Annotated in this window: 17 protein-coding genes; 6 read left to right on the top strand and 11 right to left on the bottom strand. The window is 42.2% G+C overall.

Going from position 1 to position 14,075, the window contains the following annotated elements; genetic code table 11:
• Positions 1-9: 9 nt before the first annotated feature.
• Positions 10-765: a DUF481 domain-containing protein gene (locus AC2A4J_RS07535; protein WP_484175527.1), complete on the bottom strand. Its 756-nt coding sequence runs from the start codon at positions 763-765 to the stop codon at positions 10-12.
• A gap of 235 nt (positions 766-1,000) precedes the next feature.
• Positions 1,001-1,537 carry an RNA methyltransferase gene (locus AC2A4J_RS07530; RefSeq protein ID WP_484175526.1) on the bottom strand — a complete coding sequence of 179 codons (537 nt, stop codon included), beginning with the start codon at positions 1,535-1,537 and terminating at the stop codon, positions 1,001-1,003.
• 217 nt (positions 1,538-1,754) lie between these two features.
• On the opposite strand from AC2A4J_RS07530, the gene AC2A4J_RS07525 reads away from it, so the two are divergent.
• The 3 genes from AC2A4J_RS07525 to AC2A4J_RS07515 all read left to right on the top strand — a co-directional run bounded on the left by AC2A4J_RS07525 (position 1,755) and on the right by AC2A4J_RS07515 (position 5,124).
• Positions 1,755-2,615 carry a TraB/GumN family protein gene (locus tag AC2A4J_RS07525; protein ID WP_484175525.1) on the top strand — a complete coding sequence of 287 codons (861 nt, stop codon included), beginning with the start codon at positions 1,755-1,757 and terminating at the stop codon, positions 2,613-2,615.
• 277 nt (positions 2,616-2,892) lie between these two features.
• The gene (locus tag AC2A4J_RS07520; protein WP_255825387.1) at positions 2,893-4,185 is read left to right on the top strand and encodes an NCS2 family permease; all 1,293 of its coding nucleotides are present in this window, start codon (positions 2,893-2,895) and stop codon (positions 4,183-4,185) included.
• 195 nt (positions 4,186-4,380) lie between these two features.
• The gene (locus AC2A4J_RS07515) at positions 4,381-5,124 is read left to right on the top strand and encodes a class I SAM-dependent DNA methyltransferase (protein WP_484175524.1); all 744 of its coding nucleotides are present in this window, start codon (positions 4,381-4,383) and stop codon (positions 5,122-5,124) included.
• Between the two features lie 21 nt (positions 5,125-5,145).
• On the opposite strand, the gene AC2A4J_RS07510 is transcribed toward AC2A4J_RS07515, so the two are convergent.
• The 3 genes from AC2A4J_RS07510 to AC2A4J_RS07500 form a co-directional block, all read right to left on the bottom strand.
• Entirely contained in the window at positions 5,146-5,367 is a 222-nt protein-coding gene (locus AC2A4J_RS07510) for a hypothetical protein (protein ID WP_484175523.1), read from the bottom strand.
• A 312-nt stretch (positions 5,368-5,679) separates the two neighbouring features.
• The gene (gene cpxA, locus AC2A4J_RS07505; RefSeq protein WP_484175522.1) at positions 5,680-7,068 is read right to left on the bottom strand and encodes an envelope stress sensor histidine kinase CpxA; all 1,389 of its coding nucleotides are present in this window, start codon (positions 7,066-7,068) and stop codon (positions 5,680-5,682) included.
• Positions 7,068-7,754: a response regulator gene (locus tag AC2A4J_RS07500; protein ID WP_484175521.1), complete on the bottom strand. Its 687-nt coding sequence runs from the start codon at positions 7,752-7,754 to the stop codon at positions 7,068-7,070. The genes cpxA and AC2A4J_RS07500 overlap by 1 nt, the downstream gene beginning before the upstream one ends.
• Before the next feature lie 206 nt (positions 7,755-7,960).
• Between AC2A4J_RS07500 and AC2A4J_RS07495 the strand changes: the two genes are divergently transcribed.
• Positions 7,961-8,458 (top strand): CpxP family protein, encoded by a 498-nt coding sequence (locus AC2A4J_RS07495; RefSeq protein ID WP_484175520.1) that lies wholly within the window; start codon positions 7,961-7,963, stop codon positions 8,456-8,458.
• Between the two features lie 99 nt (positions 8,459-8,557).
• Here AC2A4J_RS07495 and AC2A4J_RS07490 read toward each other — a convergent pair whose 3' ends face one another.
• Positions 8,558-8,836, bottom strand: coding sequence for a hypothetical protein (locus tag AC2A4J_RS07490; protein ID WP_255825394.1), 279 nt, complete (start codon positions 8,834-8,836; stop codon positions 8,558-8,560).
• 222 nt (positions 8,837-9,058) lie between these two features.
• Between AC2A4J_RS07490 and AC2A4J_RS07485 the strand changes: the two genes are divergently transcribed.
• A complete protein-coding gene (locus AC2A4J_RS07485; protein ID WP_484175519.1) occupies positions 9,059-9,583 on the top strand; it encodes a hypothetical protein in 525 nt (174 codons plus the stop codon).
• A gap of 83 nt (positions 9,584-9,666) precedes the next feature.
• Here AC2A4J_RS07485 and AC2A4J_RS07480 read toward each other — a convergent pair whose 3' ends face one another.
• From AC2A4J_RS07480 to AC2A4J_RS07465, 4 genes are all read right to left on the bottom strand, one after another.
• Positions 9,667-10,665, bottom strand: coding sequence for a branched-chain amino acid aminotransferase (locus tag AC2A4J_RS07480; RefSeq protein ID WP_484175518.1), 999 nt, complete (start codon positions 10,663-10,665; stop codon positions 9,667-9,669).
• A 287-nt stretch (positions 10,666-10,952) separates the two neighbouring features.
• The gene (locus AC2A4J_RS07475) at positions 10,953-11,831 is read right to left on the bottom strand and encodes a diguanylate cyclase domain-containing protein (protein WP_484175517.1); all 879 of its coding nucleotides are present in this window, start codon (positions 11,829-11,831) and stop codon (positions 10,953-10,955) included.
• A gap of 137 nt (positions 11,832-11,968) precedes the next feature.
• Positions 11,969-12,253 carry a DUF1294 domain-containing protein gene (locus AC2A4J_RS07470; protein ID WP_484175516.1) on the bottom strand — a complete coding sequence of 95 codons (285 nt, stop codon included), beginning with the start codon at positions 12,251-12,253 and terminating at the stop codon, positions 11,969-11,971.
• A gap of 15 nt (positions 12,254-12,268) precedes the next feature.
• The gene (locus AC2A4J_RS07465; protein ID WP_484175515.1) at positions 12,269-12,730 is read right to left on the bottom strand and encodes a hypothetical protein; all 462 of its coding nucleotides are present in this window, start codon (positions 12,728-12,730) and stop codon (positions 12,269-12,271) included.
• 147 nt (positions 12,731-12,877) lie between these two features.
• Between AC2A4J_RS07465 and AC2A4J_RS07460 the strand changes: the two genes are divergently transcribed.
• A complete protein-coding gene (locus tag AC2A4J_RS07460; protein WP_484175514.1) occupies positions 12,878-13,603 on the top strand; it encodes a tellurite resistance TerB family protein in 726 nt (241 codons plus the stop codon).
• A gap of 62 nt (positions 13,604-13,665) precedes the next feature.
• On the opposite strand, the gene AC2A4J_RS07455 is transcribed toward AC2A4J_RS07460, so the two are convergent.
• On the bottom strand, positions 13,666-14,049 hold the full coding sequence (locus tag AC2A4J_RS07455) for a DUF1499 domain-containing protein (RefSeq protein WP_484175513.1): 384 nt from the start codon (positions 14,047-14,049) through the stop codon (positions 13,666-13,668).
• Between the last annotated feature and the right edge of the window lie 26 nt (positions 14,050-14,075).

Raw genomic sequence — 14,075 nt, 5'->3', positions numbered from 1 at the left:
GAAAAATTCTCAAAATGTATAAGCGAATATGATACTTGTCGTTCCATCTGTTTTCTTTTTGTTGTCCAAAACTTGGCTATTGTGGGTGAGGCCATAAGAAGCCTTCATACTAAGGTTATCTCTGAGTTTTACGCTAACAGAAGTCTCCGACTTCGAACGCGTATTCTTATTATCCTGCAAAGCAGCTTCCGTACTTAAAGATTGTTGGAAAGTCGCATTAGAACTAATTTCATATTCATACTGCAATTCCAAATGCACTATCGAAGTTTCATCCTCTTCGCCTTCGTCTGTCATACTAAAGGAATAACCTGGGCCAACACTGTAATCTAAAAACGAACTATCATGGTCGAACAAACGCGCGGAGTAACCAACAGACACTGTATTTTGGTATTCATAGCCACTAAATCGATCATCGGTATAAGACCCATAGACAAATACAGAAGTGTTATTACTGCTTAATTTGTAGTCACTTTGTGCGGATAAGAACATTTTTTGTGCCGTTGTTTTAGTGTCAACTTCGCCCTCATTTCTACCTCTTTTATAAAGTGTATCTAACTCATATTTGGCTTTCCAAGCCGTAAAATCCTGCTTAACGGTCGCTTTTGCTTTTACGGCCGTACTTTCAGTATTACCAGTAATAGCAATAACGCCTAATTCTAATTCCGCACTCAAAGGCTCTAAAGGGGTAAAGGGAGTATCAGCAGCATAAACAGCAGGCGCGGAACAAGCTAATACAGCAAGCACGACTCGTTTTATAGGCTCCATTTGTATGCGTTCCTTCTATCTCATCAAACTGATTCCATGATGGCTAAGAAAGGAAGTGACGGAGAATCCAATAACATTCAGATTCAGAAAAAACAGACCTCTAACCTCCTTCCTAATACAGCCATTAGGTTTAAGAGATATTTTTGCACTGATACAAACTTATCACAGTCAAAATTCTGCTAACTATATGCAAAGTAATAGATAAGAAAATCACACACCCTTACACTTAAAAATCCTACTTCTGAGTGTTAGAACGCACCCTCACATTATTATTAACGTCTTTACTCTGGCGAATCAGTTCGTCGCCAGCGAAGGTTTGAGAAGACTTAGCCAGACGATCGTAAAGCAGAACATTCACCGAGGCGGCAAGATTCATACAACCAACCGTTGGAACAAAGACAACAAAGTCGGCTCTATCAACAACCTTTTGACCTATCGTGCCGTCTTCCGGACCAAAAATATATAAGGCTTTTTCAGGGTGATGAAAAGAAGGTAATGGCGTCGCACCTTGGATTAAATCGACACATACAACCTTAGTATCGGTATCAACAGCATCAATTAAGCTATCAACACCAAGGCTTTCTATGTTGATCAATGGAATTGATGAAATGGCTTTTTTAGTGTCTGTCGACATTTTTTCTGCGCGATCATAACGATGGCCAGAATACAAAACTTGATCCACTTGATAACACCCTGCCGCTCTCATTACAGAACCAACATTTGAGGTACTCTTAGGATTAGTTAACCCTATGGTGACAAACTCATTTCCCATCAAAAAACTCACACTAGAATTAAATAAGAACAAGGATAATATCACTTTTATGCATTACGCTTGCCATTCTTTATAACGCTATCAACACGTTAAACATGACTTATTCTGTCGCAAAAAATAAGAAAAAAGCCGTACAACTTTCATTACCCCTTTCGATCATCATTGAAATAGGTACACTGAAAGAAATAAGAAACCAACAAAACCATTCAGGTATCCAATGAATTTTATCAAAAAATTTGGCCTAACCTTACTTGCGGCCGCTACATTTCAAACCCAAGCAGCTTCTGTTTGGAAGGTAACGTCAGGTGTTAATACGCTCTATATTGGCGGTACGATTCATTTACTCACGCCACAAGACTACCCTTTGCCAAAAGCCTACGATAAGGCCTATCAAGCCTGTGACAGCGTTGTTTTTGAAACGGATATGGAAACCTTAGGAAACTCAGCTTTCATAAGACAAATGCAATCAGAGTTGTCTTATTCCGATGGCACCACCATAGATGAAGTCATCTCACCTGAAACCTATCGATCACTAAAAATCTATTTAAACGCCAGACAAATCCCCATTACCGCGATTCAACACCTAAAACCCAGTGCACTTGCTATTTCCCTCAGCATGATTGAATTAAAACATCTTGGCTTTACCAGTGAAGGTGTCGATCAGTTCTATGCACAAAAGGCGCGACAAGACCACAAACCTAAGAGCTGGTTAGAAGAACCCCAAGCTCAAGTTGACATGCTCAGCAACCTCAATAACCAAGATAGTAACGAGGTCATTAATTACACTTTGTCAGATATCAAAGACATGCCAAAAACGATGGAAGACCTTAGAAAAAGCTGGCGCACAGGTGATATGGAAACCATGGCAGACATTGAATTAAAGGACTTTAAACAAGATTACCCAGAGGTGTATCAATCACTTTTAGTGGAGCGAAATGATCTGTGGATGCCTCAAATTGAAAACATGCTCACTAATGACGAAGTCGAATTCATCATGGTTGGGGCAATGCACCTTGCAGGTCCAGACAGTTTACTCGCAAAACTTGAAGCCAGCGGTTATCAAGTTTCGAGATTATAACCCCCCTTTCACTGTCTTTTAACGGTCAAAAAAGTCTCATCAAACAGTAAAAACACACAAAACTAGTGCGTTTTTACTGCTAAATCCTGCCTTAACGATTATTTATTACAATTTATCTCCCCAAATCACCTCGAATTTTTTATACTTGCCGCCGAAATTATTTACTGACCAAATGATCAGTTACTAAATTATCCCGGCGTTTCTTATTGTGATGCTACTGAATCCGTAAATTCGCAATAAAATAATCGCCGTCGTCTACTAGCAAAAGGTCCCCCTCATGCTCGAACGTTATTTTCAACTTAAAGCGCACAACACCACAGTACGTAATGAAGTTGTCGGAGGTATAACCACCTTCCTAACGATGGCTTATATTATTTTCGTTAACCCTTCTATTCTTGCTCAAGCAGGAATGGATCAAGGCGCCGTATTTGTCGCAACTTGTCTTGCTGCTGCAATTGGTTGCTTGATTATGGGCTTATACGCAAATTACCCCATTGCTCTTGCACCAGGCATGGGACTAAATGCTTTCTTTACCTACGGTGTAGTCTTAGGCATGGGCTACACATGGGAACAAGCACTTGGCGCGGTTTTCTTATCCGGTATTCTTTTCATTTTCATCAGTATTTTTAAAATTCGTGAATGGGTTATCAATGCCATTCCGTCTTCGTTGAAATTGGGGATTGCAGCTGGTATCGGTCTTTTCCTAGCAATGATTGCATTGCAAAATTCCGGCATCATTGTCAAAAACCCAGCTACTATGGTGTCTCTAGGCGACCTATCTTCACCATCAGCGATTTATGGCTTACTTGGCTTTTTTGTGATCTGTGCTTTGGCGTATTTAAATGTCACCGGCGCTGTGATGATTGGCATACTTTTCGTCACCATTTTGTCTATTCTCTTTGGTCAAAATGAATTTGGTGGCGTAGTTTCTATGCCACCATCTGTTGCACCTACTTTCCTCGCGATGGACATAGAAGGTGCTTTTCAAATCAGTATGCTAAGCGTGATTTTTGCCTTTTTCTTTGTGGATTTATTCGATACGTCAGGCACCCTAATCGGTGTTGGTCAACGTGGCGGTTTATTAGATAAAGAAGGTAAATTACCTCGCCTTAAAAAAGCCTTGTTGGCTGATTCTGGCGCAACGGTTGTGGGTGCTGCATTAGGTACCTCTTCTACAACAAGTTATATCGAAAGTGCTTCTGGCGTTGCCGCTGGCGGACGTACTGGTTTAACGGCTGTTGTTGTAGCGTTATTGTTTATTCTCAGCTTATTCTTTGCGCCGTTGGCTGGATCTATTCCTGCTTATGCGACAGCGGGCGCATTAATGTACGTTGCAGTATTGATGACAAGCAGCTTAGCGCACGTAGACTGGGATGATATTACAGAAGCCGCACCGGTTCTGATTGCCGCTTTTACGATGCCACTAACCTACTCGATCGCGGATGGTATTGCTTTGTCTTTCATCAGCTACGCTGTGATCAAACTATTGTCAGGTCAAGGTAAGCAAGTCGGCGCTGCTGTGTATCTATTAGCTGCGTTGTTTATCGCTAAATTCTTTATCTTCGTCTAAATCAGATAAAGCAGTAGCAATTTAAAGAAACAGGAGCAAAGTCAGACTTTGTTCCTGTTTTTTTTGCCTTAATTTTTCCAATTATTCCTATCTTCATTACTGTCTAAACGTTTTTGTAGTCGCGCGAAAGTATCTACTATATTATTCGCCCTCGAGTTTCACCTACCATATTAGCTACCCACCAAGTGAAGAAACATGTCTGACAACGCGCTCTATACGGATTTATCTGGCTATTACGACTTAATGTGTGCCGATATTAATTATCAAGCCCAGAGCAACAGTGCGCATCGGCTTCATCAAATTTTTGGAAATGGTGGGAAACAGCATTTAGATTTGGCTTGTGGAACAGGACCACATATTAGCTACCTTAGCCAAGAAGGTTATCAATCTAGCGGCTTGGATATTAATCAACCCATGCTAGATCTTGCCAAACTACGATGCCCTGATGCGCAATTCGAGCTAGGTAATATGTGTGCATTTGATACGACTGAGTCTTATGACTTAATTACGTGTTTTTTATACTCGGTTCATTACAGCGGGAACATCAATAACCTAACCAGTTGCATTCAAAGCGTACACAAATCACTCAGTACTGGTGGTGTTTTTTGTTTTAACTCGGTAGATAAGAACCATATAGACAATACGCTTTCTGCGAAGCACAGCGTCTCTCACGACAATAGCGAGTTCTCATTTGGCTCTTCTTGGTATTACTGTGGTGAAGGTGAAAAACAAACACTAAAGCTGAGCATTGAAAAAACCACCGCGCTACAAACTCAACTTTGGGCAGATGAACATCCTATGGTGGCATTAAGCTTTAATGAGCTACAGGCTCTGTTAACGCCATACTTTGATGTCCATGTCTTTGAACACGAGCACGACAAAATCATACCGTGGGATCAGCAATCTGGTAATGCAATCTTTTTGTGTGTCAAAAAATAAAGAAGTCTTGCTGGTTTAAACTTACGACTCAGTCATCGAACGGTATTTTAGAATCAAAGCAATAATTTCATGATCGCTAACGGAAGAAGATAAAGACTCGTTAATAGAACGTCTCTGTGGCAAACGAATATTGAATTTACTTTTCAATAATCCAACAACTTGCGAGTCGGAGTTAGGATCGAACGTCTGGCTTGCAAAATTGCAAATTCGCTGTAGTACAAATTCTTTGGCTGTATTTATCATGTATTACCTATGGTTTTAGAGAAAAACAACAAGGCTTCTCCCTTTTTTTGTTTTTAAAAACGGGTCTAAACAAATAGACCAAGCGCTTATTAGCAAACTTCTTATTTAAATAAAGTATAAAAAAGGCAAGGTGAGAGAGAAGTACTCTCTGCGTTACTCTGTACTTTTAGGGATAGCTTTTGGGGAAAGCGATTAACCGAATGCATAATAAGAACGATGAGTTTCTAATATGAGCCCAATTAACCGCTTTGTCTACTAATGCTTTCGTAAAAACAAAGATAATACTGTCCTAGTTACAGAAATTAGGACGCATTATGGTTCTTCTTGCAGAGGTAAAGTCACTTCCACCAGCAACCCACCCAATGCACTTCGAGTCGCTTTGATCGTACCATTATGCTGGCGAACCGCATTTTCTGCGATAGCCAATCCCAACCCTGCGCCGCCACTGTTTCGATCACGGGCGGTTGAGACCCGATAAAAAGGCCGGAAGATAGAATCAAACTCATCATCGGCTACACCGTCGCCATCATCTTCTACTCGAATAGATAACGTATTGGAATAAACACCCAATGAAACCTGAATCTGGTTTTTACCATAGTGAATCGCATTACGGACAATATTCTCCAAAGCGCTCATCAACAGCTGCGGATGGCAATTAATCATACGATTTGGAACCTCAGACAAAAGCAAGGCTTTTCCCACTTGCTCCGCCTCAAACTGACTGTCCGCTAGCAAGGCATCAAAGAGGCTTGATAGAGGCTGAATCTCTCGATTCAAATGACTGTCGACTTGCACACTAGATAGTTCAAGCAGCTTACCTATCATTTGCTCAAGACGCTGAGCTTCGGTATCAATACGAGTTAAATCCGTACTGTCACCTAACTTTCGTTTTGCTAACGCTTGCGCCATTCTTAAACGCGTCAAAGGCGAACGCAGTTCATGCGAAATATCCGACAATAAACGCTGCTGACGTGAAATCATCAAGTTAACCGCTTCTACCATCTGGTTAAAACTCGCACCCGCTTGGCGAAACTCTGACGTGCCTTTTTCAAGCTCAGGATCAATTTCAAACACACCTTTCGCCACGCGCTGTGCCGCCAACTCTAATCGACGGGCAGGTTGGCTCAAGGCCCACGCCAACCACAATAATAAAGGAGTACTAACCAACATAACGGCCAACAATAAGCGAAGAGGATGATCAAATAACTGCAATAAAAAATGCGGAGGTTCACTCCAGCGAGTGCCGATATATAAAAAATAGTCCTTTTGGGCTAGCCGAATAGGCAGCGGTCCAGAAATCATCGTTCTCCCATACAATTTCTGCTGAGGATCTTGAGGGTTATCAATAGAGGTCACAAAATTACGTAACGCCTTATAACTGAAATCAGGACGGCGCTCTGTGGTAATCACATTACCATCTAGGTCGGTGATAAAAAGGCGCAGCTTATGATCACCAGGGCGTCGACGAGCGCCCCCTTCTATTTCGGGTAAGACTTGCGCTATATCTGGGGCAGAAGCAAACGTGCGCTCAACCTGATCTCGTATTTGCAGCATGCGATCAAAGTGAGGCGGATGAATATCCCGAGCTTTACGAGGATCGAAATGTGGTAACGCCAAAACGGCTAAAATCACCAGAAACATGGTAAACCAAAAAATGGCAAAAATACGCCCGTATAAACTGGTGATCTTTGGTAAACGCATCAGTCGCTCTCCACCAGCAAATAGCCACGCCCACGCAAGGTTTTAATACGTGGTTTGCCATTCGGCCAGTCAGGGAGTTTCTTACGTAAATTAGAGACATGCATATCAACCGCTCGATCAAAGGCCGCCAAACGCTTACCCAATACATCAAGACTGAGTACCTCTTTCGTTAGTACTTGCCCTGGATGAAGTAAAAAATGATGCAGCAAGGCAAACTCAGTACTGGTCAAATCTAATAGCTCTCCATTGCAATACGCCTCAAGACGACCTGGATAAAGCTTAATATCTCGGTAAGTCACGAAATCATTTTGCTGCTGACCTTTGCTTGTCTGAGTCCTGCGTAAAATGGCACGAATTCTTGCCAGTAACTCTCGCTCACTAAAAGGCTTTGGTAAATAATCATCCGCCCCAAGCTCAAGACCGACAACACGGTCAATCTCTTCCCCTTTTGCCGTCAACATTAAAACAGGCACATCCCACTTTTCTCGCAACTGCTTCAAGGTCTCAAAACCATTGAGCTTAGGCATCATCACATCAAGCAATATCAGATCCACACTGTCATCCATCGCAGCCAAACCCGCCTCGCCATCATAAGCAGCAGAAACAGCACAATTTTCAAAAGACAAAACCTCTTTGAGCAAATCACTCAATTCAACATCATCATCAATGATTAAAATATGTGGCATCAACAGTTCCTAAAACGATTTAATTAATCAGCAGCTAGCACTCTTTAACGCTATTTTACGTCGAAATGCTAAGCACAGTGCAGCCTTTACGATACTTTACCTAGCCGATACGCCACTTTACCTTACAGCCTCTATTCTACTTCCATGCGTTCAAAACGCAGTACGTATCAATCATCTGATCCTCTAATGTATATAAGGAAGAAAATATGAAAATGGCAAAAAAACTGATTATAGCCGCTGTTGTGTTTCCACTAGTATTGAGCACCAGCGCGTTTGCGTTTGGCGGAAAAGATCACAAAGGCCCACAGGAATGTCGCCCAGGCTTAAACCGCGGCATGATGAAAAATTTAAATCTAACAGACAGCCAAAAAGAGCAATTCAAAACGCTACGCAAAGAAAATAAACAAGCCATGAAAGAAGGCTTCAACGACAAAAGAGAGCAAAGCGAAAACGCTCGCATGGCGCATTTTGATAAAATAAACGCCCTACTGACAGCGGACAAATTTGATCCAGCCAAAGCCACCGAATTGGCACAAGAAAAGTCTGATAAACAAGTTAAACGTCAAGCACAGATGCTAAGTAACCAACACAAAATGCTTAGTATCTTAACACCAGAACAAAAAACCAAGTTCATCGATCTTCAAAAAGAGCGCATGGAAGACTGTGACGACATGCCTCGCCACCACGGAAAAGAACGTCACTAAGTCGCTATCACTAAAGATAAAAGTCACCGAAAGCGACCATTAGGTCGCTTTTTTCGTTTTACCACGTAGGCGACCGCTAGTACCTCTTAACACATTAACTTAACTGCGTTTCCAAATTCTTGCTACTGCACGATCACTACCTAAAAGGCCTACAATCTCACAGACCAAGCCCATTAGAAAAAACACCATAATAGGAATAACACCAGCCGCTTCGCCCGTCATCAGCGACATGACTAAAGAAACAGACGCCAGCAAAAAACAAAGCAATCCCAACACGATCAATATAGTTCGATGGGATGGCTTATAATCAAATTCCCCTTCACCGGACTCGAACATTCCCAGTACTGGAGAGCAGAGCTTTCTCATTACCTTTTTCATAAAACCTTCTTCATTCATTAGGGGGTCAATACACCCTTAGCAAAAAAAATCGCCTACCAGAATACCTTATATATCATTAAGCTGGATGAAAAATTAGAAAATAAGGAAAAATGTTAGGCTGAATGGCTAAAGTTTATCAAAAAATGACCGATGGCATAGAGGTAAGGGGATAATGTAAAAGCTCGAAGCCCATTCTCATTAATCGAATTATCGGAGAAAAACATGAAAAGTATTATTGCAACAGGAATTGCAGCAGCAGTAATTTCCCTGTCTATGAATGCACATGCCTCACCAATGACGTATGTTGATTATACAATTGGTACTGTTGACTATGATGCAGGTTCTGATGACGGTGATTATTCTGCTTTAACTGCCTCTATCGAGACACCTATTCTTCCTATCATTTCAATAGAATCCATCGACCTCAATGATTTCGACATTTTAAAATTAGGCCTTGGGGCTTCTTTTGACGCTGGCAGTGCGACCAATATCTATGGATTGGTTCACTATAACGATTATGAAGGCAATGTAGATTCAGATATTAGTTTTAGAGTTGGTATTAACAGTACGATATCTGATCGTCTAGAAGTAAGATTGTCACACACACTTTATTCAGATCAAGATGGCTTAGACAACACTAAATTGTCATTGGGCTACTATTTGACTCAAAACTTCTCGCTGTCAGGAAACTATCAAATGGCAGACAATTACAACATTATGTCTGCAACAGCAAGATTGAGTTTTTAACGTATTAACAATGCGTTGTTGATCATCAAAAAGGGGAAGCATTATGCTTCCCCTTTTTTATCTTACTGTCCCATCCTAAAAAACTAGCAAACCTTGGTTAACCAATTATGCTTGTCTTCCGCTTTACCCCACTGAATATCATTCAATGTTTGACGCAGTTTCTGAGCAATAGGACCATGCTCTCCAGAGCCTACTTTGTACTCTTTATCATTATGGATAAAAGTACCAACAGACGTTAATACCGCCGCTGTACCAGACAACACGGCTTCCACTTCAGGCTTAGCGGCACGCTCTAGTAACTCAGCAACCGTCAAATCACGCTCACTTACCGTCATACCTAGATCTTTCGCAAGCGTTAAGATAGAAGAACGAGTCACACCGTGAAGGAAAGATGAATCCAAACCTTTGGTGATGATCTCATTGCCATCGATCAACAAGAAGTTAGCCGCGCCGGTTTCTTGTACATCGCCATTTGGACAGAACAAAATTTGGTCTGCTTGCACTTCCGCTTTCGCCTTCATCATAGGACCCAAAGCACTGGCGTAGTTACCACCGCTTTTGATCATCCCCATGTGTGGCGCACAACGCATGCCCGTTTCATCCAATAGAAGGCGAAGCGCTTTAGCACCACCAGTAAAATAATCACCTACAGGAGACAACAAAACATACAACATAGACGTTGCTGTTGGCGCTGCCGCTTTACCTACCGCTGCTTCAGTACCAATATGGGTTGGGCGAATGTACATAGATCCTGGTGGCTCAGGTACATCTGTAGCAAATTCAGCAACAGCATCCACAATCATTTTAGAAACTTGTGATTCATCGATCGTTGGCAAAGACAATAAACGGCTACTTTGAGCTAAACGCTTAATATTTTGGTCCATACGAAACACATGTACACTGCCATCAGCATGACGAAATGCCTTCAAACCTTCAAAACAGGTACTTGAGTAATGCAGTACGTGAGCACCGGGATGCAACTGAATGCTGTCCGATGCAACAATGCTTGCGTCACTCCATTGATTATTTTCGAATGTTGCCAATGCCATCTTAGGCATAAACACGCTACCAAAAGCCGCCATTATTGTTTCCTATAAAGTTAAATGATTACAAACAACACCAATGATCAACACAAGTGTTATGTAGACTCTAGACTTTTCTTCTCGCCCGATCCGCAAATAGTAAAACGGAAAACAGTCCGAAGAAAGCAAATCGTAAACTACAGATCAAACAGAGTGTGTATTTCCAGTATATTTACTAAATTGTACTAGAGAATAGACTGACAAAAGAGTGATGAGACGTGAAAAGAATATTACCTTCTTGGTAACAAGGGCTCAATAAGCCAACGCACATCCTAAAGCAAAAAAGCCTAAGAAGCGGCTAAAACAAACTTATCACCACCGTTATTCTTGGCGTGATACATAGCTTGATCAGCAGACTGCACCAAATCCAGCGATTGCTTACCGTTTTCAGGGTACTTAGCAATGCCTATACTGGCAGAAACAGACAGAGCAGAACCTTCGACTACAAAAGCTTCAGATAAAGCCGCACGGATTTTTTCTGCAACCAAAGCGGCATTTTCCGTGTTATTTACTTTATTTAAAATAATTAAAAACTCATCGCCCCCCAGACGCCCAACGGTATCTGACTTACGGACACAACCACCCAGCCTCGCCGCAATTTGCTGTAACAACAAATCACCAACCGCATGACCATAACCGTCATTAATATCTTTAAAGCCATCAATATCAATAAACAAAACAGATAAACCAACCTGCTCACGCTCTGCCAAGGTGAGCGAGGCCTGCAAACGATCTAAAAGCAAAGTACGATTCGGTAACCCCGTCAAATCATCATGACCCGCGGCATAAAGCAGCCGAACCTCCATTTCTTTACGTTCAGTAATATCATGGGCAACCGCGATTCTTACCTGATGTTCTTCCGACCACCTAGCTGACCAAAGCACATTCACCACCTTGCCATCTTTACGAACCCAACGATTCTCAAAGCGCGGCAAAATCTTTCCACAGATCACAGACTCAGCGACCCCTAGAGTCTTTTCTCTATCCTCTGGATACACCATATTTACCATAGGCTCACCAATCACTTCATGGGGCGCATAACCAAACATAGTTTCAAAAGCCGCACTCACAAAAACGAAACGTCCATCACGATCAACAACACACACAGCATCCAGCATCAGCTCCATTACATCGGCAACGCTAATCGCTAGCTCATTGTTTTTCATAAAACATTACACCTAAAGGTAAAAATCAATATCATTAATGGATTGTAGATGACAATGAATCAAAGTGCTCTCACATAAACACTTATTACCTGTACAGCTTGAATAAAAACCTATGGCAATTACATAGCGTAATGAAACTAACTAACATTAAAAAAATCAAAGACATGCATTGCATACCCAGTCACAGCGATATTCGCCACAACCGTCAACCAAAACACCACCAAAAAGCGTCGCTTCTTCGTCTTATGCCGAAATGCCTTCTGCCCCAACAAAGCACCGAACCAACCGCCAAGCAGAGACAGTAAATGTAACGTCGACTCAGGCACTCTTTGCTTGCCCCGCTTAGCAGCTGACTTATCCATACCATAGACACAAAAAGTGATTAGGCTTAAGCAGCCATAAAAAGCAAACACGTAAAACATTTCAACTCACTTTAGCTATCTAACAACAATATATTCAAATTTAAGATGATGCATAAATTCACGAAAAATCAGCAGCTGAGCATAAAAAGTCACAGAGGTATCAGACTCATCAGATTGAGCTGGACGCCCCGCTGCGATCTCGGCATATAGACCAAACAAGCGCTCCAGATCATCACGCTGAAAGCGCCCCTTACCTTCCACCCCGACCGCTCCGCTCAACTTCGCGAGATCTTGAATAAAAGGCTGATCCGTCACCAAAGAATACCCATCATAAGGTACTTTCTTAGCGACCCGCTCAATCTCGTCCTCGATATAATTAATCGCGTATTCGATATCATCGTAAGTCGGCGGTGAATGCTTAAAATATCGTAAGCTGACTAAATCAAAGCCAACAGGCAAAAAAACCACATCCTGCTCATCTTCCACGGCAAAGCTAGACTCATTCCCACCAATCGTCATCAACACATTTTTTGACATAAATTACTCAAACAGGCCATAGGTTTATTCCCTTTTAATAACGTAATTAAAAAGTAAAAGAAAGGGAACAAAACAGTCCGAGATGAACTCTCCCACACTTCTCCAGTCTGATGAATCAACAGATAAATAAATTGGAGATTATTAATCATGAATATTAACTCACTGCTAAGCAGCATCATGGGCTCTACAGGTTCAGGAATTGACAAAGCCGTCACCAAAGCCAAATCAAGCTCCATACCCGGCGGATTCATGGGTGGCGCGGCCGCTGGCGGCTTAGCCGCTATGCTATTAACCAACAAAAAAGCCCGGAAAATGGGCGGCAAAGCCATCAAATATGGCGGCATGGCCGCCGTAGGTGGAATGGCTTACAAAGCGTGGCGTACTCATAAAGAAAACCAAACCACGACACAAATCACCAACATTGAACCTAATCAGAGCTTCGGCACATCCACCACACCTGCAGTTCCAGCCGGCAGCATTTTTGACCTTGCAGAAGAAAAACCAACGCAGCAAGTTGAAAACATGCGCCTAATCTTAATTCGAGCCATGATCAGCGCCGCCAAAGCAGACGGACACATAGATACCAATGAACGCACTCGAATCGAACAACAAATCAGCGACCTTGGCATCAATGCAGAAGAACAAAAATTCCTGATAGAACAACTACGAGCAGCCAGCGACCCAATCACCATCGCACGCCTATCAGAAAGTGAAGAACAAGCCACAGAGATTTACCTTGTCTCCATGCTCGCCATTGATATCGACACCGCAGAAGAACGCCGCTACCTAGACCGCCTAGGTGACGCACTGCTCTTACCAACCGACCTACGCCAAAACATCGAGCAAGAAGTAAAAAGCGCTCAAACACTGTGACCAGATAAATTAAGGCGCTCTATAGAATATATAGAGCGCCTTAGAATCAATTACCAACCAGACTACTTATTCAGTTTGCCGCGAATGGCTTCCATACGTTTTCGATTCACGCCAAAGTCGGAATGCCCAACTCGAGACGCCGAGCGAATATCGACAACCACTTCTCCATCACGCTCTTGCGAAAATAAGAACTCCACATCATCGACAAAGCGAAACACCGCCGACGTAAACTCAGCGTGAATGTAATCCGCTTTATTCACCACAACCTTAGCTCGCTTCGAAGACTCCAGCACGGCGAGCACTTTGTCATGAGCATCAAGAGCAGAGCCTTTAACCACTATAGCTTCAATAAAATGCTTATCATTAGCTTGAGCCTGACTACTCACACAATTTGGCGATCTAGGACAAACCGCTAACTTCCCATTCGTAACACCTAGATTCGGCATAATACTCGAGCACCCCTGCAATAATA

Source organism: Marinomonas sp. ATLA20 (genome assembly GCF_057180105.1).
This window is presented reverse-complemented; position numbering and strand designations above follow the sequence as displayed.